This is a genomic window from Cupriavidus sp. GA3-3, assembly GCF_000389805.1.
Taxonomy (GTDB): domain Bacteria; phylum Pseudomonadota; class Gammaproteobacteria; order Burkholderiales; family Burkholderiaceae; genus Cupriavidus; species Cupriavidus necator_D.
In genome coordinates, this window is the sequence record NZ_KB944491.1 from 1 (window position 1) to 21,622 (window position 21,622).

21 protein-coding genes are annotated in these 21,622 nt (G+C 59.8%); 8 read left to right on the forward strand and 13 right to left on the reverse strand.

Going from position 1 to position 21,622, the window contains the following annotated elements:
* The 3 genes from C265_RS21965 to C265_RS31745 form a co-directional block, all read right to left on the reverse strand.
* Nucleotides 1-402: IS256 family transposase (locus C265_RS21965; RefSeq protein ID WP_010814717.1), on the reverse strand; the 402-nt coding region annotated here is incomplete at its 3' end.
* A 639-nt stretch (nt 403-1,041) separates the two neighbouring features.
* Nucleotides 1,042-1,605 (reverse strand): hypothetical protein, encoded by a 564-nt coding sequence (locus C265_RS31740; RefSeq protein WP_010814718.1) that lies wholly within the window; start codon nt 1,603-1,605, stop codon nt 1,042-1,044.
* Between the two features lie 4 nt (nt 1,606-1,609).
* Nucleotides 1,610-2,134 (reverse strand): PAAR domain-containing protein, encoded by a 525-nt coding sequence (locus C265_RS31745; RefSeq protein WP_010814719.1) that lies wholly within the window; start codon nt 2,132-2,134, stop codon nt 1,610-1,612.
* 204 nt (nt 2,135-2,338) lie between these two features.
* Here C265_RS31745 and C265_RS21975 point away from each other — a divergent pair, with 204 nt between their 5' ends.
* The 3 genes from C265_RS21975 (at nt 2,339) to C265_RS21985 (ending at nt 4,983) form a co-directional block, all read left to right on the forward strand.
* Nucleotides 2,339-2,749, forward strand: coding sequence for a hypothetical protein (locus tag C265_RS21975; protein WP_010814720.1), 411 nt, complete (start codon nt 2,339-2,341; stop codon nt 2,747-2,749).
* Nucleotides 2,750-3,505: 756 nt separating this feature from the next.
* On the forward strand, nt 3,506-4,693 hold the full coding sequence (locus C265_RS21980) for a hypothetical protein (protein WP_010814721.1): 1,188 nt from the start codon (nt 3,506-3,508) through the stop codon (nt 4,691-4,693).
* Between the two features lie 80 nt (nt 4,694-4,773).
* Nucleotides 4,774-4,983 carry a helix-turn-helix domain-containing protein gene (locus C265_RS21985; RefSeq protein ID WP_010814722.1) on the forward strand — a complete coding sequence of 70 codons (210 nt, stop codon included), beginning with the start codon at nt 4,774-4,776 and terminating at the stop codon, nt 4,981-4,983.
* Between the two features lie 196 nt (nt 4,984-5,179).
* On the opposite strand, the gene C265_RS21990 is transcribed toward C265_RS21985, so the two are convergent.
* Both C265_RS21990 and C265_RS21995 read right to left on the reverse strand, forming a co-directional pair.
* Nucleotides 5,180-5,575 (reverse strand): phosphotransferase, encoded by a 396-nt coding sequence (locus C265_RS21990; protein WP_037025046.1) that lies wholly within the window; start codon nt 5,573-5,575, stop codon nt 5,180-5,182.
* Between the two features lie 34 nt (nt 5,576-5,609).
* The gene (locus tag C265_RS21995) at nt 5,610-6,164 is read right to left on the reverse strand and encodes a hypothetical protein (RefSeq protein ID WP_037025047.1); all 555 of its coding nucleotides are present in this window, start codon (nt 6,162-6,164) and stop codon (nt 5,610-5,612) included.
* Between the two features lie 257 nt (nt 6,165-6,421).
* On the opposite strand from C265_RS21995, the gene C265_RS22000 reads away from it, so the two are divergent.
* The 3 genes from C265_RS22000 to C265_RS31755 all read left to right on the forward strand — a co-directional run bounded on the left by C265_RS22000 (nt 6,422) and on the right by C265_RS31755 (nt 8,107).
* Complete coding sequence (locus tag C265_RS22000) at nt 6,422-6,976, forward strand: PAAR domain-containing protein (protein ID WP_037025049.1); 555 nt, start codon at nt 6,422-6,424, stop codon at nt 6,974-6,976.
* 210 nt (nt 6,977-7,186) lie between these two features.
* Nucleotides 7,187-7,675 (forward strand): thioesterase domain-containing protein, encoded by a 489-nt coding sequence (locus C265_RS22005; protein WP_010814724.1) that lies wholly within the window; start codon nt 7,187-7,189, stop codon nt 7,673-7,675.
* Nucleotides 7,676-7,723: 48 nt separating this feature from the next.
* Nucleotides 7,724-8,107, forward strand: coding sequence for a hypothetical protein (locus tag C265_RS31755; protein WP_174549460.1), 384 nt, complete (start codon nt 7,724-7,726; stop codon nt 8,105-8,107).
* Between the two features lie 246 nt (nt 8,108-8,353).
* On the opposite strand, the gene C265_RS22010 is transcribed toward C265_RS31755, so the two are convergent.
* Nucleotides 8,354-9,571: an oxygenase MpaB family protein gene (locus C265_RS22010; protein WP_010814725.1), complete on the reverse strand. Its 1,218-nt coding sequence runs from the start codon at nt 9,569-9,571 to the stop codon at nt 8,354-8,356.
* Nucleotides 9,572-9,906: 335 nt separating this feature from the next.
* On the opposite strand from C265_RS22010, the gene C265_RS31060 reads away from it, so the two are divergent.
* Nucleotides 9,907-10,482, forward strand: coding sequence for a TetR/AcrR family transcriptional regulator (locus C265_RS31060; protein WP_052181664.1), 576 nt, complete (start codon nt 9,907-9,909; stop codon nt 10,480-10,482).
* Nucleotides 10,483-10,817: 335 nt separating this feature from the next.
* Entirely contained in the window at nt 10,818-11,030 is a 213-nt protein-coding gene (locus tag C265_RS33235; protein WP_081050350.1) for a SymE family type I addiction module toxin, read from the forward strand.
* A gap of 125 nt (nt 11,031-11,155) precedes the next feature.
* On the opposite strand, the gene C265_RS31765 is transcribed toward C265_RS33235, so the two are convergent.
* The 7 genes from C265_RS31765 to C265_RS22040 all read right to left on the reverse strand — a co-directional run bounded on the left by C265_RS31765 (nt 11,156) and on the right by C265_RS22040 (nt 21,616).
* On the reverse strand, nt 11,156-12,004 hold the full coding sequence (locus C265_RS31765; RefSeq protein ID WP_058698440.1) for an OST-HTH/LOTUS domain-containing protein: 849 nt from the start codon (nt 12,002-12,004) through the stop codon (nt 11,156-11,158).
* 155 nt (nt 12,005-12,159) lie between these two features.
* Entirely contained in the window at nt 12,160-13,815 is a 1,656-nt protein-coding gene (locus C265_RS31770; protein ID WP_234788258.1) for an ATP-binding protein, read from the reverse strand.
* The gene (locus tag C265_RS31775) at nt 13,805-14,335 is read right to left on the reverse strand and encodes a HEPN domain-containing protein (RefSeq protein WP_081050351.1); all 531 of its coding nucleotides are present in this window, start codon (nt 14,333-14,335) and stop codon (nt 13,805-13,807) included. Before C265_RS31775 ends, C265_RS31770 begins: the two co-directional genes overlap by 11 nt.
* A gap of 281 nt (nt 14,336-14,616) precedes the next feature.
* On the reverse strand, nt 14,617-15,804 hold the full coding sequence (locus C265_RS22025; RefSeq protein ID WP_010814730.1) for a ribonucleotide-diphosphate reductase subunit beta: 1,188 nt from the start codon (nt 15,802-15,804) through the stop codon (nt 14,617-14,619).
* A gap of 143 nt (nt 15,805-15,947) precedes the next feature.
* Entirely contained in the window at nt 15,948-18,881 is a 2,934-nt protein-coding gene (locus C265_RS22030; protein WP_010814731.1) for a ribonucleoside-diphosphate reductase subunit alpha, read from the reverse strand.
* 495 nt (nt 18,882-19,376) lie between these two features.
* Nucleotides 19,377-19,994, reverse strand: a complete 618-nt coding sequence (gene ampD, locus C265_RS22035; RefSeq protein ID WP_010814732.1) for a 1,6-anhydro-N-acetylmuramyl-L-alanine amidase AmpD — start codon at nt 19,992-19,994, stop codon at nt 19,377-19,379.
* Complete coding sequence (locus tag C265_RS22040) at nt 19,991-21,616, reverse strand: sigma-54 dependent transcriptional regulator (protein ID WP_037025052.1); 1,626 nt, start codon at nt 21,614-21,616, stop codon at nt 19,991-19,993. The genes ampD and C265_RS22040 overlap by 4 nt, the downstream gene beginning before the upstream one ends.
* Nucleotides 21,617-21,622: the final 6 nt, after the last annotated feature.

Sequence of the window (21,622 nt, forward strand, 5' to 3'; positions counted from 1 at the left end):
CTCGCGCACGGTCATGCCACGGGCGTACATGGCGATGATCTTGTCATCGAACCCAGTGAAGCGCCGTTCGTGCTTGGGAATCAGGATCGGATCGAAGCTGCCGTCGCGGTCGCGCGGGATGTCGACCCGCAGCGGGCCATCCTCGGTTAGAACGGTCTTGGCGCTCTTGCCGTTGCGCTGGTTGGCTGTGCCAGCCGGGCGCTCCGCGCCCGGCTGGTAGCCCAAGTGATGGCCTAGCTCGGCGCCTAGGGCCCGCTCGATCAGGGCCTTCTTGAATGCCATCGAGGCGTCCTGAACCGCTTCGGCGGTCATCGGACCCTTAACGAAATGAGCGATCAGGTCCTCGGGAATAGCCGGCAGTTCACGGCCTGCGGCTTGGCTGGTCTTCGTCTTGCGTGGCATACATGCTCCTTGGCGACATGTTATGCCCTAAACACAAAATTTCTGACAGGTCCGTCTGGCCATTCGCGCCGCCAGCCTTTAGCACTCGATACTGTACGTGGCACTCTCCGCAGGCATACTGCATGTGTATGACATCGATTGTTGTGTTCTCGTCCGACAGATGAAAGGGGTATAGGAACGCAGCCAGGAGTCCAGCAGCCAACAGCCAACAGCGACACTGGGATAAACACACGGGCTGCGATCTTGGCCGCGCTGTATCTGTACATGGGACACCCTAAGAGTTGCATGTCCAACTTTTGAGGCCCAGATCAGTGTGACCGGGCCTTCTTTCAACCGAACAGACCAACGCCTAGCGGCGGGTCGAAAGATTGGGCTTCGTCCGTCCATCCCTCAAGGCTCCCGCACCTGACCCGAAACGAAACCAAGCCCTTTGTTTCAACTTGAATCAACCTGCAGAAGGTGCCTGATGGAACGGTACCGCTGAAAGGCCCTTGCCGTTTGAACACGTCTAGCGGCTCTTCGTGCAGGGGTACGGGTGCGACGGTGGTTCGCCCTAGCAGGTCGATACTACAACCGCTCCACCATGCGTAAAGCAGCGCGAACGCCAACCCCGACACACCTAGAGCAACGACTGATTTCCTACCAATTGCCGGAGGCGCCACCTTCGTAACCCTTTCCATAGAATCGGCGTTCAACAAGCCGGTTAGATTTCGATAGCACCGCCAACAGATCGGCCGGGGATACCGGCGTCGGGAAGTAGCGTGGATCGTGCGCCATGATACCGACCAACTCGAGAATGTCCGCGACGTTGGAGCTACACGAATTACTGAACACGCTGTACTTCTCGTCTTCGACCACTCGTCTCTCTAATTCGTCCTGAACGATCCTCCTTTCGCGTGGCGACACCCATAGGTACAGACCAACAACATCGCGCTTCACCCCTTGCGTATTGCTTCTCAGGTATTCCGTAAGCGAGCCCTTGAAGTACTTTTCATGTGCGCGGCTATAGACGGTCCCATCAATCCCAATTGCAGCATGACCGAATGCCGAGGCCGGACGAGGTAGCTTATCGAAGATGAGCACTTCCAAATATTCCCGCTCCACGGGAACCGGTTTAGGTGCATTCGCTGGCGTTGGCGTTGTCGTGCGCCTGGCGACAGGAATCAAAGTCTTGCCAGATGGGGAAACAAGCGCGCTCGACATTCAATCACCCCTCTACGTAAATGGTCACTTCCGCTGCGTGCATAGTGGAAGTCAGCAGATGGGTTCTTCCCTGGCCATCGGTCTTGCCAAACTCAGGACTGGCGCCTTCACGCACGACCGCATATTCGGTATTCGGCAATGGCGTTCCGGTCGAACTGTCCTGGAGCACGTACAGGTCGTCATACGCGTCGTTCTTGCCCCATGCACCTGCGATATGCGCCATCCCGCCTTCCGCGCTTGCAAAGCCCGTTCCCCCGCGCGGGTGCTCAACGTTTGCAAAGCCACTGGTTGACGAAATCAACTGCGCCCCGCAGGCCGTATGCATGCCATGCAGTGCGATCGACTTGCCATAGGCGGTAAAAGACGTATCACCTTCAATGATCGGGAACGCACCTTTGCACTGTGGACACGAAACCATATGCCCTACCGCGGCGACAGGTACGCCGTGGATCCTAAAATTCGGTATACCTTCTAACACCTCGCCGCCGTGCGTGGTCGTGTCGCCCTGCCGAATGATGCCCTTTCTCATCACAGGATGTCCTCCAGCAAATAGCTTGAATCGAGGAATCTAAACGAAGGTAGTCATTCGATCTATAAGTCTTTCCCTAAAAATGCGGTTTGACTTATTCAAATCAGATGTTAGCGAAATATCGCCCTGGTTTTCAGGATTTTTCCCCAGGCGCTGGGAGACAATGGCGCAGTATCATTTTGCCGATGGATTTATCTGGATGAAATGCAGGCCAAGCACGGTGGCTCACCCTTGGGGATCTATGGGCTGCAGGCGTTGGCCGCTCGAATCGTAGCGGAGGGGTGTGAGGTGATGGTTCTGCGTTGGTTATTCCTGCTGCCTTCCGTATTGCTGCCTGCTTCGCTTATCGGGCTAAGCCTCTTTCACATAGTTGCTGCGCCAACACGGGACGATATGTTCGTTGGCTATGCGGGCGTTGTGTCAGCTGCGGTACTTCTGGCTGACCTGATCCTTGTGCTGGTATGGCTTGGGGCGTTGGGATACTTGCTCTGGACCATCCCCGACCAGCGTCGCTCATTGCTGATGGTAGCCGGCATAGCCGTGGTGGCCTCCGTTGCCTGCTATGCCTTGGACACCAGAGTGATTCGAGTCATGTTCTCAGTGGCTGCGGCGTGACGCACGAATTGCGGTAGCACCATGACGGAGTTTGGGCTCCATCCAACGGTCGCGCCGGACGGGGTACCGTGGGATAGCACAGCATCAACCATTTTTTCCTGCGTGCCCTCCCCCATCTAGCGCGATTTGACGAAGGGGATAGACGGGCTTAGGTAGATGAACCGCAACGCAAGCAAGGTGGTTCGCCTAGTGGATTCTATGTGCCGCGGCCATGACCTTGCTGGGTATAACGTTCGCGGTGATTGCCGCTCGGACGCCCGTTACACTCGCACGAGCCACAACCGGCCCATTAGCTGCGATAGCTGGCACCACCGTTTTCTGCGCAGCTGTATTGGCGCTCATCGGTCTGTTGCTTTTGCTTTTTGTCTTTCTGCGCCGGCCGGGCAAACGGCTGCGGGCGTCTCTCTCCTACGCCATTGGTGTCTGCCTGTTTGTAGCGGTGTTTCTCGCGACGGACCGACGGGTTACGCGTCCGCTTCCTGAGCGGCATAGCGCCGCACAAGTTGGCCTTCTTCCTCAAAATCCGCGCAGCGTTCCCCGGAATTCTTCGAAGAACCTTTTTTTGTTGCCATCGGACTCCTGTTCCCCGGCCTTGCGGTCCTCTCACTGGTAATGGGTACATTCACTACTACCAGTTTCCAGGTATTGCACAGGGCCTGGCGCGGACTCATGATGGACTACCTTTGCTGAGCCAATAGCGCTGCGCGAAAGCCGGCGCTAGCACTGCTCATCATTCCAGTCTACAGGAGGCACCACATGAAACCCACCCTGATCAGTCTGGAGGCATTTAAGAGTAAGACTGCGCTTTCTGGCTTTCGAGGCAGGAAGAAGCTACTGCAAATCGACTTTCTGCTGGAGACATGGGTGACCAATCCACCGCCGACAGCAGATGGGCGTATGCAGCATCTTGGCACCCTCTTGGGTGCGTGTGACGAGTGGATGAAGATTAAGGAGGGGAAAGAATCGAAGAACAGCGCGTTGCGAAGCGTTGCTGTGCAGGACCTTCGCAAGCAGGTGCTCTTACTTATGAATTACGAGCAGTTCCAACGCAAGAAGCAACTCTACGGCCCCCGCATAGGCGTTCCCCTTCAACCTGGCTACTCCGTCGAGCGAATGCTGTTCATTCAAGCTAGGAACCAGTTTCGCGATGCGATAACGTATGGATTGGACGTGACGATTTCGCCGGTGGGCGGAAGCTTCGTCCATGATGTTCACACAAGGCAGCCATCTCCGTTGGTCCAAGGTCGACCGTTCGATCAGTTCAGGCCAGAGGACTTCACTGCCTACGAGAAGCTGGCTCCCATCTCGAGCCAAAGCATGTATGTCCACTATATGCGCAAGCATGAGCGCCTTGGAACGATGCTTACCGTGTCAAATGGTCAGCTTAGCCGCAACGGTGCCTGGTATTCGACGCCCAAGGGCATCACGATCTATGCCATGGATCTCTACGGAAACCTGTTCGTGCAGAACAGCACCGAAAACGGGCGCCTGGTCGGCAACGTCAGCTCGCAATTCAATCACTCGTCGCTCAATGCTGGCAATAGTGTGATCTGCGCTGGCGAGATTGTGGTCAAAGAAGGCATCCTTCGCGAAATCTCCAACGCCAGTGGGCACTATCGCCCTACCAGAGAAAATCTAATCGAATGCCTGCGCGTACTAGCGGATGATGGCCTGAACATGGACGAAGCAATAGCGATCGTCCATACGGCTACAGGGGACGAGCACGATTCTGTCGCCGCCCTTTGCGCGCCGGGGCAAGCGGCCGCTTCGACCCCGCCGCCTGGCAGGCCGCGAGCGAACCGCCACGCGCCGCCGCCTCGATTTGAGCCTGCCGCCGAGCCAAGTCGCGAATGGACGAGGGGCACGAAGCCTCAGGCCCCGCCGCCTCAATCAGAACCCGTCGCCGAGCCGAGCCGCGGATGGAACAACGGTAAGCCATTGTAAGGTTGAGCCTACAAATGGCTTAGAGCTACCTAAGCCCCTGGACAGCCGCTTGCGATCGGTCACAGCCGGCGGTGTAGTGCATGGATCACGCCGCCCGGCTCATCATCGAGCATGGCTTTGGCGCCACCAGCGTGGAGGCCATTGCCGCCGCCGGCATTTCCAAGAAGACCTACTACACCCGCTTTGCCGGCAAGGCAGAAGTCTTCAAGGCGGCCATGCAGTGCTACGCGGCGCAGAATCTGCTATCTGGCCTATCTGGGCGGAGTTACTTTCGCCAGCCCATGGGCTAGGCGACTGGGAAAGATTGGCGTCGCCGCTGGGTTGCGGTGGCGAGCCTCTCCCCAGGCTCCATTTATGAAGCTGGGTCAGCAAGCAGGAATCTCCCCAGGACCTGCAACCACCCCAGATCGCCCTGCTTCGCAGCGCGCACTTTCATTGCACCATACAGATTCACGTGAGGCCCCATCGACAGGCATTGCAGCATGCTCACGCAGGCCAACGGTTAATCGCAAGCTGCCCCGATACCGCCCGGTAGCTCATATCATTCAGGCGCTTGCACACGTCGCGCCACAGATCATCATCCAGTGCACAGTAATCGAGCAAGAAGCGAATCGAGTTAATCTCGTTAAGTAGGATCAGAAGCGAGATTGCATGGCGGAAGGCCAGAGATCCATGCAATGCCGGCATGTAGGCACTGACGAACGCGCGCCACAAAAAGGCCGCATCGCATCTGCCGTCAATCTCAAGCCACCATCCAATGGCGGCCAGATCGAACCATTGCAGCCCGCATCCGCAATCGTCGAAGTCGAATAACGTGATCCGGGGGCCATCGATCCGCATGTTCCCCACACGATAGTCGCCGTGGCAAAAGCCGAACGGCATCTCAGCAGCCGACCAGCCCGCCGCCACCAAGCGCTCACAACGCTCCCGAACCGCAACCGACGGCACTTCCAGCGAAGGTGAATTTTTCTGCTAGACGGTTCAGCGTCCGACCAGCTTCACGAATATCTGCGATTTGCCTGCGAGGCGCGTAATCCTTTAGCGACGGCTGGTCATGAAGGCGTTTCAGCGCCTGCGCTGCCACGCCAAGATCATCCCTCGTCATTTCCAACGGACGCCCGTCTGCCCCATAGAACAACGCTGCATGACGCATCGCGCCATCCGACAGGGCAACACGAAAGCTACGCGCTCCTTCTAGCGTTGGATGTGCGACCGATACTGCCAGCACCTCATCCTGCTCGATCCGCTCAAGCAACCGCAACTCGGCGTCAACATCGTCTTCGCCCCGGCCATGGGTTCTGTACTGGCGAAGATAGTACGTCCGATCGCCAGAGTCGCAGAGGGAGAAGGTGCGGTTCACCCCCCGTACGACTTCACGCACATTGATCACGTCTATGCCATAGGCGGCCACGATGGCCTGGCACACGAGCGCGACGTCGTTGGAGGAAGCGGTTTCGCTGTCCGATGTCATAGCTTATGCGGTCAGTCGCATGAATCGTTCAATGGAGCCGGGTGAATATATGGACGCAATTTCAACGGCCACTTTAGGATTTGCCTGATTGATTCCATACCGCACGGCTAGTTCCATGTCTTGGTGGCGACCTGCCATGCTCATGGAACACGGAAAATGGCCTCAATCAGAAACGATAACCTTCATCTTGAGAGATCGAAAGACCTCTGCCCTGCGCCGATCTTGGCTTACGTTCGTTCCGACGCTGAGGGCGCGCCATGGTGACCCGAACCTATCTGGTCAGAGGCGACAAGGCCGACAACGGCGCTGTCATCGTTGGCGGCAGCAGTTCCTACTTCTGGCACAGCAAGCCAGTTGCCCGCGAGGGCGATGCCGTCTACTGCCCTGTATGCAAGCGCCCGGGCGTGATTGTCTGTGTCGGTCCGCGCATCCCCTCTAGAGATAGAGGCAAGGAAGTGGCCCTCAGCGGAGACATCTGTGCATGCGGTTGCCGACCAGCGCCTGTCTTTCATGCCTCGCGTCCGTTCACGATGACTATCACCGCGGACCACATTGCGAAGCTGCGTGTCGCTATGCCCAGCGGCTTTGCTGCGACCACGCAAGCGTTGCACTCAGGCGAGCCCGCCAGCTACGACCAGCGCATCCAGTTGCTTGATGAAGGCAGCGGACGGCCCTTGGCAAACTGGCGGTATCGCCTGATCGGCGATACCGGAACGCATGAAGGCCACACCGACAGCAACGGCTTCACCACACCTGTGTTCGCGGACCGTGCGGCGACGGTCAGGCTTGAGGTCTTTGGGGAGGGTGCATAACCATGCAACCGCTCAAGACTGTCAACGTCCGGCTGACGCCGGTTTCGGATAGGGAACCAGTCCAGGTGTACCTGTTGCGGCCGCGGGGGTACATTGTATTGGGGTGGTGCTGGGCTGGATGGCCAATACGTCCAACCTCAGCTGGCAGCCTTCCGTCGAGCCGGCATTTCCCAGTGCTTTGCCGGGCTGACCAACTCTGCAACGCACGCGTTGCCGCAAGACTACGCCTTGGGTGGCATGCTGCTGGATGCCATCCGGTCTGGCATGGTGATCCGAAACCGCGACGATGGCGAATGGACAATCACCAGCGGCATGGCTGCGGAGGCACCTCAGTTCAACCTGATCGGCTACAGCTATGGGTCATTGCTGGCCGCTCAGACCGCGTGGTCATACGCCAGGCAAGGGCATATCATCGACCATCTGGTTCTGGTAGGGTCGCCAATCGCCGAAGCGTTTCTCACGGACCTGCGCGGCCATCGGAACATCCGGAAGGTTATCGTGATTGACCTGGTGCAGTATGGGGATCCGATCCATGCAGGCATTCCGTGGCTGGAGTTGGTGGCTGGTGCCCCATTGCTCAGCAGGCAGATGCTTGCAGGAAAAGGCGAAGGACATTTCTATTATGCTCATGTCGTTTCGGACAGTCCGCGACGTTGGGCGGCACTGGCGGAACGTCTTGTTGCCGAAGGGCTTAGGTAGATGAAACGCAAAGCAAGTAAGGTAGTTCGCCTAGTGGATCTATGTGCCATGGCCATGACCTTGCTGGGTATAACGTTCGCGGTGATTGCCGCTCGGACGCCCGTTACGCTCGCACAGGTCACAACCGGCCCATTAGCTGCGATTGCTGGCATCACAGTCTTCTGCGCAGCTGTATTGGCGCTCTGCGGTCTGCTGCTTTTGCTGTTTGTCTTACTGCGCCGGCCGGGCGAACGGTTGCGGGCATCTCTCTCCTACGCCATTGGTGTCTGCCTATTTGTAGCGGTGTTTCTCGCGACTGATCGATGGGTTACTCGTCAGCTTCCTGAGCGGCATAGCGCCGCACAAATTGATGCGCCGCGGATGCATTCCAACACCCTTGTCATCGCGTCGCAAAAATGTCGAGCACATCGCGGGCCACATTGGCCCTTCTGAGTAAGTTGGTAGCAGGGCTCTGGCTCGAGTCCTGCAAAGAAGCGTTGCGCAGAGCGAGCTGATCAAGCTTGTCGTGAAAGCGAACGGCTGAGAGCAAGATGTTCCTCCAATGCGGCAAACGCTCAGGATTCTGGAGCCGGCAATATCAGCCACCTTGGCGGAGCAGTCCGCGATCTCCTGGGAAGGGATGAAAGGGTCCCCTTTCTCCCATCGGCCTGCCGTGCCAGTCAGTATCGCCCGCCCCTATCACGCACCCGCAAGCGTCCTGGGCATCCCCGCCCCCGAGTACGCACTCAGGTTGTGCTGATAAGTCGTCTCCCCCTTGAGCGCCTCGATCTGCTGATCGAACGCCGCCAGCGTGGCGGCGATCTTGCGTTGCCGGACCTCGGGGTCACTCCGCTCAAGCAGGCGCTGGTAGCGGTTCGAATTGGCGAAGACCGGCATCAGCCCGCTCCACCAGTTGCGTTGCACGCCCAGCTTGTCGGCAAAGTCGTCGCCGTGGAACAGCCGGCAGAAAGCGTGCATCAGACCCACCGCCGCGTCTGCGGGCATGCCCAGCGCAGGCCCCAGGCGTTGGGCGGCCGCATCCAGCATCTTGGCCGTCAGCGTCGCGGCGGCCTGATCGGGCTCGCCGGCGGCGGCGTCGATCAGCGCCAGCATTTCCGCGCCGGACGCCTGGTCGGTCACCCGGCGGTAGTAGCGGTCTTCAATCCCCAGCAAGTGGGCCACCAGTTGCCACACGTGGTAGAGGTCGCGGAACTCGTCGGCATCAAATTCAATGCCGATCTTCTCCAGCGCGTTGAAGGGCACGTAGGTGAAATCCAGCCACGTGCGCAACATATCGAGCTGGCTGATGGGCATGCCGCGTTGCGTGGTGTCCCATCCACGCGCCAGCAAGCCGACCCGGACGCGGGCGTGCAGAATGCGAACCTGCAAGGTATGGATATAGCCCGGCGCGCCGGCCGCCAGGCCGCCCGGGCGCAGCGTCTGCTGCTGCCAGACGGCCGTTTCCAGCAGGCGCCGCGGAGATTGCGCATCCAGGTTGCCGGTGGCCATCAGTACGCTGGCAATGGCCGGAGAACTATAGGTATGCGCCAGCGATCCCGGGCCAAGCGAGATGCTAGTCCACAGCGCGCCAATGCTCAGATAGGCTTCGGCCCCGCGCCGTATGCGTTCGGGATCCACCCACGGCGGCATCGACTCGGCCTGCCGGAGAAAGGTGTCGATAGCCTCGGGCGGGCTCGACAGGCTTGCGCGCCCTTCCCGCAGGCCCGCTTGCAAGATCGCCGGATGGCCGGCCTGTCCGCTGTTCAGCGCGGCGATGGCCGCATCGGCCAGCGGATCGGCGCTTGCGGCCATTTCCATCACCAGCGCCGTGGCTTCGGCGCCGAAACGCGCCGCCAGCGCGGCCTGGTCAATTGCACGGCCCGGCAACGCGGGGGACAGGCTGCCATCATGCGACATTCGGGTCTCCTGGATCAGCGGGAGAGCTGCATGCAGCCCTCTTATAATTCTTGGCCAAATGGACGGGTCGTTCTATAACGAAAACGGCAAAGGAAACGGTATCGTTTCCTTTATAGGACTCCCGATGCCGATGCGCAAGTCCATGCTTTCCCTATGCCCAGATGCGGGCCCGCATCTGCCGTGGCACTCACCCAATCAGGCCGACAGCTAAGAACAGTATTGCAATGCGCAAGGGCAGAGAAACCGCAATGACGGCGGCGCCATCCAGACAACCATCCGTGCGACCATCCGGACGCCCCTCGCTGGAACGGGCCGGGCAGCTTGCCGACACCATCGTGGATCACGCCACCCGGCTCTTCATCGAGCATGGCTTTGGCGCCACCAGCGTGGAGGCCATTGCCGCCGCCGCCGGCATTTCCAAGAAGACCTACTACACCCGCTTTGCCGGCAAGGCAGAAGTCTTCGAGGCGGCCGTGCTGCGCTACGTGGCGCAGAACCTGCGAACCGGACAGCCGGCGCAAGCCGACAGCGAGCCGCTGGAGGAACGCCTGGTCCGCATGGCCTGCGAGCTGCTCGAATGGATCCTGCGACCCGAGGTTCTGGGCCTGTATCGCGTGACGATTGCCGAAGCACCGCGGTTTCCACAACTGGCCCGAACCGTAGTCGACTTCGCCATCCTCGGCGCGGCACGCTCATTCGAGCCGGTATTCCGCACCTGGGCTGCCGGCAATCCGAGCGATGACGAGATCGCCTTCGTGGCCTCGCAGTTCCTGCAGAGCGTGGCGGCCGAGCCGTTCCATCGGGCGGTTCAGGGATTGGATGCGGCGGGGTTGGATGCGGCACGGCGGGAGAAGGTGGGGCGGGCTGTTCGGTTGTTTTTGCGGGGGTTTTTGCAGCGGGGCGAGGGGTGACCGGCCGCGTCGGCAATCTGTCGCCCCTTCCGAGCCCGTACCCACCACCGACCTTCTCATCCGCCTGGCCAGACGAGAAAGGGCAGACGAGAAAGGGAACCGGGAAAGGGGACAGATCTATTTCTAATCTAGGAAATAGATCTGTCCCCATTCTCCCAGTCCCATTGCGTCTTACTCCGCCAGTTGGTAACGGCGTTGCTTCCCAAGCGTGCATCTATAGAGGGTGGCTGTCACCACGGGCAGCATGTAGGCTTCTTCTCGTCAAGTGCCGAACACACTCCAGCAACGGCTTTACCGCGCCCGGACAGCTTGCGGTGACTTCCTTCCAAGCCGCTATGACAAAAGAATTCTTGCCGTATGTTCGCACTCTTACGACGGGCCTCACTCACTTCCCTGTCACGCCAAGTGGTAACAATGGCTTTACCGGTCTCCGAGCAGTTCCATGGCTCCGATTGAAGGGCGTCTGGTTAGAGAGGGCGGGCTTTACTGTCGGGCGAACTGCCAGGATCGAGGTGCGGCAAGGGCAAATTATTATCTTCGCCGAATAACTGCTCGTGGCTATGCCGGTCCAAAGTACCAACATGGCTGTGACCGGCATCGCCCTATCACCCGTTCACTGGAACTCAGCATAGGTTCCAGCCCCCTGCAACGAGCCCCTTCGTTGTTCTGCCCACTACCTTTGCCTCTCGCGAATCCAAGGCACGCGCGGAGCGCTTTCGTCCGCAAAATACTGCAAATCAAAAACTCGCGACTCGTGAAGGACTTGCGGCCATGACCTGCAACCGTATTTCGCTGGCACTTGCTCTGGCTGCTGGCTTTCGACTAGCGCAATCACGTGATCAAGTCTCGCCCACTCTCCAGAGTCGAGTTCTGAGATCGCATTGCGAAGCGCCTTGACAATGCCGGCCGCCTCCCAGGAGACCGTCCCATCGGGTGCTATACCGTTTATAACAAATTCACTGAACGCCGGTGTTTGCACGAAGGCCGCAGTCGCGAGTTTCGCCTCATCCATGCTTTTTGCCCAAGCGCGCAATAACTCATATTGCCTGCCAATCAGAGATAGGCAATCGTCTAGATGGACGCAGGCAGCGGAACAGCCACCGACTGATTGGAGGTCAAATCTATCGAGGAAATGGTGTACAAGGTCGTTTCGCAAAGCGACCAGATGAGTTAGATCCGATGCTGCCTTGGCATAGGCATCAGCTGACATTTCAATAGAGCACTTATAGCGAAGCGTGACCGACTCGATTGGCAGCTTGCTGTCGTCTTCAGTGATGGAAGTTTCCCCATCAGTCGTGAGATACGACTTCAGGAGCACGCCTATCAGGGTTCCAAGCGTTTTCGTTGCGTATTCATCCGCACGCTGTGCATGGTTCTGCTCTAGTTCGTGTACCGGCCCACCAAGTTCATGGGTAACAACAACAGCCTTTGCCAGCCTCTCAAATTGCTGCAGCCGAAGCAGGCAGCGACCGAGAAGTCGCTGAACTACTTGCTGCATCGTTGGCAGATCGTTAATCTTCATGGTACCGGCTTGGCAAAGAGCTTTTACCCTCTCACAGTTCGGATCAGATTCTTCAACACAATCGAAGCGGACACTCAACACTGGAATCGACAACGAAAAAGGACAGCTCTATTACTAAATTTTGAAATAGATCCGCCCCCTTTTTTCATCTATATTCAAAGATTCTCTGACAAACGAGAATAGGCTGCCAATCTAGAAAGATCAAAAATCGGTGCCCGTCTAAGAAGGGAAACCAATTTCAAAACTGTGTCACCGATTCGGGCGGCTTCTGCACTGCGCGTCCGCTTAAGCACCAAGTGGCCACGCTCAAAGTCGAGCACATGGATACCTTGCTTAAAGCGAGAGCCAGAGTATTGGCTCAAATCGAGAAGATATACCTCTGCTCTTTGCCCAGCATGATGTTGATCCGACAGACTCGGATTAATTAAGTGAAGCATGCGAAGATCTGCTAACGCTTGCAACACGCGATACTCCGATGAATGAGCTTCCTTATCACGAAAATCGACTCTAAAATAAGTGATCTCTTCGCTTGAAAGCAGAAATTCTCTTACTATGTTCAACGACGCGATCAATTCTCCGGACCGACCCAGCGTAGCAGCCGCGTCATCTTCGAGCTCCTGGAGTTTGGTCTGCCCCGCGACGCCAGCCGCGTTATTGACATCCTGTACCCCAACAGTCTTCGCATTTGGACGCTGGCGCGCGGTCTGAATGGAAGACGCACATAAGGTCAAAAAATCGCGCGGTACACCACCAGATGCCAATACGAGCCTATCTAAAGCCGCAGAGCTTAAGACCTTGCTGAGCGGTAGTGCATTAGACTCTTCGACATAACCGCGAAGCACATTTCCCAGGAAATCTTTCGCTCGTTCAGGATGCTCAAGTGTGACATCAAGATTGATAATTGTCGCGTCATGACCTGTTTGCAACCCAGTTGGAGGCACCGGGATAAACCATCTGGTCTGATGCTGAATGCCTGCCACTTTCAGCCAAACAAGGTTATCTCGAGTGACGCCATGAAGAAGATCGAGAAAATAAGGAACTTCCGAGCTGGGAAGATAATGGATATCATCTATGAAGAGATAGATGGTCCGTTGCGCCTGCAGAGTAAATCGCGAGCATTCCTGTTGAAGCTGCGGGACCAAAATAGCCACGTCTTGCAACGTTGAGCCATTTGCTGCAAAACGCTGTTCGATGTTCGCCCTTAACGCTCTCAATGCATCGAATCCCGCTTGCGACGAACGAACGGCTTCCTGTGCGGACAAAAGCAAATCGCAGAGCTTCAGAGCGACAGTCAGGAAGGCGCTCCCAACACCAAGACTGCGCAGGGATTGTACATTAACCCACAAAACATAAGCACCCTGATTCTCCAGGAGCCTTTTAGCCTCCAATAAGAGCGAGGTCTTACCTACACCACGACGACCAAATACGAGATGATGGCGCGGGGTAATAGCAACACTCAACCTTTCCTCGACGTCTTGAATATATTGAAGGCTGGGTTGACTTTCCGACGTTCGGGAGCGAGTACTAAGCAAGCTGAGCAAATCACCTACCCTGGAGTCATGAACTCCAACGACAGGCTGGTAGGCCTTCTTGCCATTTCCGATTTTGATCTGCCGAACCGTCACGAAGCCATTCTCGATTCTTGAATCAAGCTCCTGCGCAATGGTCAACGCTCGCTGATAGTCATGCTCCACCTCGACGATCGCGATTATTTCGCCCGGGAAACTTCTAATTTGAATTGAGACAGGAGATATTCCAGCCTTTCGCATCTCCTGCTCAATCACTCCCCTAATATCCGATTCAATCATCATTCTGAGACCTTATTTTTTCATTGATGTATCTTTGCGCAACACGGACAAAATCCTTCGCATCCCGGATCGTTGCTGCGCAAACATCTTCAAAATCCATTTCATCAATCGGGTACGGATCATAATCAGCGCGATTTCTCTCATACCGTGCATTCTTCAGCTTATTCCGCCATTGATCCGAACTGGGGAAATCAGCCGGCAATTTCCCGGGAAGCGCTGAGTGCTCCTCGTGATCATCGCCCCCATACGAGAGGTACGTCGCTGCACGAGCCGCGTGATACATCGCATAATATGCTCTACTAATAGCAGTGCGCGCGAGCCTCGGTGTTAATGAGGATACCTGAACCGCGTCCCTTAATTGCGCCTGTGCCAATTTGAGGCGATCCTTAGCTACTCGCGCGCGAAGACGCTCGATTGAGGAGCGTGCGCGACGACAAATAGAAACCCCATCCGCAAAATTTCTGAGCTTCTCGATCTTTGCCTTGGAGATCAGCAAGAGTTCGCTTTCAGTGATTCTTGTCATTCTTTTGTTGGCGATGGGCTCTTATCGAAAAAAAGAATTGCTTGTAAAGCTATTGGGGATGGCAGCCATTGCGAGACGGGCGGGTCTTCTAATATGGCAGCCGTCCACTGGACTGTTAACTGTACAACCAGCTCCCGGATTTAGTCCAGCGCCAAAAAATGCTTGCCGTATAGCCGAGCAGCAAAGAGATGGCCCGTACAAAGCAATGACCACTCGTCGATGATACAAAAGAAAAAGGAGCCCATTGGGCTCCTCGCTTCTCAACAAGTCATAATCACAGATCAATCCCAGCTCAACGCCCCACCCGTCTGATACTCAATGACGCGCGTCTCAAAGAAGTTCCGCTCCTTCTTCAGATCGATCATCTCCGACATCCACGGGAACGGATTCTCCTCATTCGCGAACAGCTGCTCCAACCCAATCTGCTGGCAACGACGATTGCAAATGAAGCGGAGGTAACCCTTAAACATCGGCGCATTCAACCCCAGCACCCCACGCGGCATCGTGTCCTCCGCATAGCGATACTCCAGGTCAACCGCCTTCTTGAACAACTCAGTAATCTCAGCCTTGAACTCCGCCGTCCAAAGATGCGGGTTCTCCAGCTTGATCTGGTTGATCAGGTCGATACCAAAATTGCAGTGCAGCGACTCATCGCGCAGGATGTACTGGTACTGCTCCGCAGCCCCAGTCATCTTGTTCTGGCGGCCCATCGCCAGGATCTGCGTAAAGCCCACGTAGAAGAACAGGCCTTCCATGATGCAGGCAAACACGATAAGGCTCTTCAGCAGCTTCTGGTCGTTTTCCGGCGTACCAGTCTTGAACGACGGATCCGTCAGCGTGTCGATAAACGGAATCAGGAACTCGTCCTTGTCGCGGATCGACTGCACTTCGTGGTACGCGTTGAAGATCTCGGCTTCGTTCAGGCCGAGGGACTCCACGATGTACTGGTAGGCGTGCGTATGGATGGCCTCTTCAAAGGCCTGGCGCAGCAGGTACTGGCGGCATTCCGGCGCAGTGATCTGGCGGTAGGTGCCCAGCACGATGTTGTTGGCGGCCAGCGAGTCGGCGGTGACGAAGAAGCCGAGGTTGCGCTTGATGATGCGGCGCTCGTCTTCGGTCAGGCCGTTGGGGTCTTTCCACAGGGCGATGTCGCGGGACATGTTGATTTCCTGCGGCATCCAGTGGTTGGCGCAGCCGGCCAGGTATTTTTCCCACGCCCACTTGTACTTGAACGGCACCAGCTGGTTGACGTCGGTCGAGCCGTTGATGACGCGCTTGTCGGCGGCGTTGACGCGGCGGTTGCTTTGCGCGGCGGCGGCGTTGGGGTTGTTGCCCAGGATGCCGGCTTGCGTGGCGCTCGGCGGCAGGACGCCTTGCTGGTCAGCGGTGGCAGCCGATGCAGCGGGTTGCAGGGCAGGCTGCGGTGCGGCCTGCGGGGTGGCTTGAACGTCGTCGTCCCAGCTAAGCATGATGTGGTTCTCCGTGATTCGGTTTGGGGGCGGCGGTGGTCAGTGTTTTTTGACTTGTGCAACTTCGTGGTTGCGCCGGCCCTCTCCCCCGGCCCCTCTCCCGCGGGCGGGAGAGGGGAGCAAACCGGGGGGTTAGGTAAGACTTATTGGCAGGCTTCGCACTCTTCGAAGCCGGGGTCGCCCGGGCGCATCGTGCAGACCGCGCCTTCGGCTTCCGGCATGGCCGGGGCCGATGCGGCGGCTGCGTCCAGGGCGGAGCCGCTGTCGCTGCCCGACGACACCGCGTTCAGCGAGCCGCGCGACACGGTGGACTTTTCCACGTGGGTGGCAGCCATCGTGCGCAGGTAGTACGTGGTCTTCAGGCCGCGCACCCATGCCAGCTTGTAGGTGTCATCCAGCTTCTTGCCCGACGCGCCGGCCATGTAGATGTTCAGGGACTGGGCCTGGTCGATCCACTTCTGGCGGCGGCTGGCGGCTTCCACCAGCCAGGTCGGCTCGACTTCGAACGCGGTGGCGTAGATGTCGCGCAGGTCTTGCGGAATGCGGTCGATACGCGACAGCGAGCCGTCGAAGTACTTCAGGTCGGCAACCATCACTTCGTCCCACAGGCCGCGTTCCTTCAGGTCGCGCACCAGGTAGTCATTGACCACGGTGAACTCGCCCGACAGGTTGGACTTGACGTACAGGTTCTGGAACGTCGGCTCGATGCAGGCGGACACGCCGATGATGTTCGAGATCGTGGCGGTCGGCGCGATCGCGATGCAGTTCGAGTTGCGCATGCCGTGCTGCTTGATGCGGGCGCGCAGGCTGTCCCAGTCCATCGTGGCAGACATGTCGACTTCCAGGTAGCCGCCGCGCTCTTCGGCCAGCAGCTTGAGCGAGTCTTGCGGCAGGATGCCACGGTCCCACAGCGAGCCTTCATAGGTGCTGTAGCGGCCGCGCTCTTCGGCCAGCTCGGTCGAAGCCTGGTAGGCGTAGTAGCACACCGCTTCCATCGAGGTATCGGCAAACTTGACGGCGGCATCGCTGGAATACGGCGTGCGCAGCACGTGCAGGCAGTCCTGGAAGCCCATGATGCCCATGCCGACCGGACGGTGGCGCAGGTTGGAATTGCGCGCCTTGTCCACGGCGTAGTAGTTGATGTCGATCACGTTGTCGAGCATGCGCATGGCGGTGCGCACGGTCTTCTGCAGCTTGGCGTGATCCAGCGCGTAGGTGCCGTCGGCCTGCTTCGCCATGTGGGCGACCAGGTTGACCGAGCCCAGGTTGCAGACGGCGATCTCGCTCTCATTGGTGTTGAGCGTGATTTCCGTGCACAGGTTGGAGCTGTGCACCACGCCCACGTGCTGCTGCGGGCTGCGGATGTTGCACGGATCCTTGAAGGTGATCCACGGGTGACCGGTCTCGAACAGCATGCCCAGCATCTTGCGCCACAGTTGCAGCGCCGGCAGCTTCTTGAACAGCTTCAGTTCGCCGCTGGCGGCCTTGGCTTCATAGCCCAGGTAGGCCTTTTCGAATTCCTTGCCGACCTTGTCGTGCAGGTCCGGGCAGGTGGCCGGCGAGAACAGGGTCCACTCACCGCCTTCCATCACGCGCTTCATGAACAGGTCCGGAATCCAGTTGGCCGTGTTCATGTCGTGGGTGCGGCGGCGGTCGTCGCCGGTGTTCTTGCGCAGCTCGAGGAACTCTTCGATGTCCAGGTGCCACGTTTCCAGGTAGGCGCAGACAGCGCCCTTGCGCTTGCCGCCCTGATTCACGGCCACGGCGGTGTCGTTCACCACCTTCAGGAACGGGACCACGCCCTGGCTCTTGCCATTGGTTCCCTTGATGTGCGAGCCGAGTGCGCGCACGTTGGTCCAGTCATTGCCCAGGCCGCCGGCGAACTTGGACAGCAGCGCGTTTTCCTTCAGCGCTTCATAGATGCCTTCCAGGTCGTCCGACACGGTGGTCAGGTAGCACGACGACAGCTGCGAGCGGCGGGTGCCGGAGTTGAACAGGGTCGGCGTGGACGACATGAAGTCGAACGACGACAGCAGCTGGTAGAACTCGATGGCGCGCGCTTCGCGGTCCTTCTCGTTCAGCGCCAGGCCCATGGCCACGCGCATGAAGAAGGCTTGCGGCATTTCGATGCGGGTTTCATCGATATGCAGGAAGTAGCGGTCGTACAGGGTCTGCAGGCCCAGGTAGTTGAACTGGAAGTCGCGGCCGGCGTCCAGCGCGGCGCCCAGGCGGGCCAGGTCGAAGGTGGCCAGCTTTTCGTCCAGCAGCTCGGCTTCGATGCCGCGGGCGATGAACTTGGGGAAGTACTCGGCGTAGCGGCTGGACATCTCGGCCTGGGTCACTTCGGTGCCCAGGATTTCCTTGCGGATGGTGTGCAGCAGGATACGGGCGGTGACCTGGCTGTAGTCCGGGTCCTTTTCAATCAGGGTACGCGCGGCCAGGATGGCGGAGTCGTACACCTGCGTCATCGGCACGCCTTCGTACAGGTTCTTCAGGGTTTCCTTCAGGATCGGCTCGGCGCTCACTGCGTTGCCAAGGCCGCTGCAGGCGTTGTCGATCAGGTCATGCAGCGCGGCGATGTCCAGCACGTGGGTGACGCCGCCATCGGTCACGTTGACCGAGATGCCGCCTTCCTGCACGCGGGCCACGGCCTGGGCGTTGGCCTGGGCGCGCTCGTCCTTGCGCTTCTCGCGGTACAGCACGTAGGCGCGGGCCACTTCATGCTCGCCCGAGCGCATCAGCGCCAGTTCCACGTGGTCCTGCACGTCTTCGATATGGATGGCGCCGCCGTTGGGGCGGCTGCGCACCAGTGCGCGCACGACGTTGTCAGTCAGTTGCTCGACGATCTCGCGCACACGCGCGGACGCGGCGCCCTGCCCGCCGTTCACGGCGAGGAAGGCCTTGGTCATGGCAACGGCGATCTTGGACGGCTCGAAAGCCACCACGGCGCCGTTGCGTCGAATGATCTTGTGATCCGGGTAGTTCGTATTGGCGGCGTTGGCGGGGGTCTGCTGCGCGGTCGGTGCAATACCGGCGGCGGCGCCACCCGTGGTGATTTCGTTCTGGGCCGTTTGCATGAGAACTCCTGTTTTTACCCTGGAAATAAGAGACAAAAGAGTCCCTGGCGAAATGCGGCGAAAAGAACGTCCCTCCCGGCGTGAGGTCGGGGGCGGACAGACTGCCTTTACGTGAACATTTCGCCAGGGACTCTTGTGATTCGCTGGCCTTAGCGGGCGGTTTCGAGACGATGCACGAACTTCGTGATCCCTGACTCACCCTTGGGGCCGGCTCCCCGGTTGGACTACTAGATATAGTGTGTGACGCGTGAAACTGGGCTAAGTATAGTGAAACGAATCCGAATGACCAGTCTTGACAAGCGCTATTTCGGGGGCGGTTGCGCCGATGCGGCAGCGCCACATGCCCGCAAGCCTAATACTCGCAAGGGTTTTCGCCAGACCGTTCGCAACTGCACATTCCACAAAAATTTTTTTGATTGTTGCGAGGTTGCGATAGCCCCACCCCGAGGTAGGGCATGTGCGCCGGAACGGGGCGCACGGGGATGGGGAATGAGGTTAAGGATTCGTCACCTGGCCAGCCGCGCCAGGGCACTGGTAGGGCAACATGCCCGGCGCCACGCCTGCCTGCCTGGCGAAGCGCGCCCAGTCGAAATGCGGGCCGGGATCGGTCTTGCGCCCCGGGGCGATGTCGCTGTGCCCAGCAATCGCGCGCACCGGGTAGGCGGCCAGCAGCGCCGGCACCAGCGCGGCCACGGTGTCGTACTGGGCCAGGGTGAACGGCAGGTCGTCGCAGCCCTCGATCTCGATGCCGATGGAGAAATCGTTGCAGCGGGCGCGGCCGAAGAAGTCGGACTGTCCGGCGTGCCAGGCCCGCTGCGTGCACGGGACAAACTGCACCAGCTCCCCCTCGCGCGTGACCAGGAAGTGCGCGGACACCTGCACCTGGTGGATGGTGGCAAAGAACGGGTGCTTGTTGGGATCGAGCCGGTTCTGGAAGAAGGCCTCGATGTCGCCGCTGCCGAACTGGCCGGGCGGCAGGCTGATGTTGTGCAGCACCACCAGGTCCACCGGCATGCCGGCCGGGCGCTCGTCAAAGTTTGGTGACGGCACGCGGCGCGCGGCGGGGACCCAGCCGTCGGCCTCTGGCAGATAGCGGTGCTCGGGCTTGCTCATGACGTGCCCTCGCCTTCCACGGTGCTGCGTTCGGCGGCGTCCATGGCCTCGCGGATGCCCAGTTGCTGGATACGGTAGCGCAGCTGGCGCAGGTTCAGGCCCAGCAGCGGCGCGGCCGCGGTGCGGTTGAAGTTGGTCTGCGCCAGCGCCTGCAGGATCAGCTCGCGCTCCACGGCTTCCAGCCTGGCTTGCAGGTCGATCGGGAAGACGATGCCGCGGCAGGCGCGTTCGGCGGGATCGCCGGCGGGCTCGGGTTCGGCCGCGCTGGCCGGGGCCGGCACCACGGGCGGCGGCTCTGCCGGGGCCGGCGCGGGCGCGGCGGCCGGCGGCACCGGCGCCCACATGCCTGCGGCACCCCAAGGGGCGGAATAGTTGGTGGGCGCCATCGCCGGCGCGGGGGCATGCATCAGCCCGGCGCGCTCGGCGCCGGCGTCCAGCGGGCCCAGGTCGGCCAGCTCGATCTCTTCGCTCTCGGCAAAGGCGTAGGCGCGCTCCAGCAGGTTCTCCAGCTCGCGCACGTTGCCGGGGAACGGATAGGCCACCAGCCGTTGCAGCGCCGCCGGCGACAGCCGCTTGGGGCGCGGGTCGCCGTAGCGCACCGCCAGGTGGTCCAGGATGGCGCGCGCCAGCACCGGGATGTCTTCACCGCGCTCGCGCAGCGTGGGCATGCGCAGCGCCAGCACGTTCAGGCGGTAGTACAAGTCCTGCCGGAACTGCCCGGCCGACACCATCGCCGCCAGGTCCTTGTGGCTGGCGCACATCACGCGCACGTCGACGGCGTCTTCGCGGCTGGCGCCGATCTTGCGCACGCGGCGCTCCTGCAGCGCGCGCAGCAGCTTGACCTGCATCGGCAGCGGCAGGTCGGCCACCTCGTCGAGCAGCAGCGTGCCGCCGTTGGCGGCCTGGAAGAAGCCGCCGCGCTCCCCGTCGGCACCGGTGAAGGCGCCTTTGACATGGCCGAAGAACTCGGACTCCATCAGGTTCTCGGGGATGGCGCCGCAGTTGACGGCGATAAACGGATGCGCGGCCCGGCCGCTGGTCGCGTGGATGGCGCGCGCAGCGCGCTCCTTGCCGCTGCCGGATTCGCCGCTGATCACCACCGGCGCCATGCTGCGCGCCAGCCGCGACAGCGAACGGCGCACCTCCAGCATGGCGGCGGAATGGCCGGGCAGCAGGGCGGCGGCGCGGTCGGCGGCCTGCTCGGCCGCGGCGGCTTCGGCATCGGTGCTGTCGCGTTGCTGGCGGCCCAGCGCGTTCAGCACCAGGCTGCGCAGCTGCTCCAGCGATACCGGCTTGGCGATGTAGTCGAAGGCGCCGGCCTTGAGTGCTTCCACGGCGTTGTCGGCGCTGCCGTAGGCGGTGATGACCGCCACCGGGATGCGTTCCGGCGCGGCCGACAGCTGGCGCACGATCTCGATGCCCAGGCCGTCGCCCAGGCGCATGTCGGTCAGCACCAGGCTGTAGCGGCGCTGCGCCAGCTTCTCGCGCGCCTCGGCGAGCGAGCCGGCCAGCACCACGTCATGGCCCATGCGGCGGATCGAGATGTCCAGCAGCTCGCGCAGGTCGGCCTCGTCGTCGATGACCAGGATGGGATCGGGCGCTCGGGACATTCGGGGTGGCATGGGGTG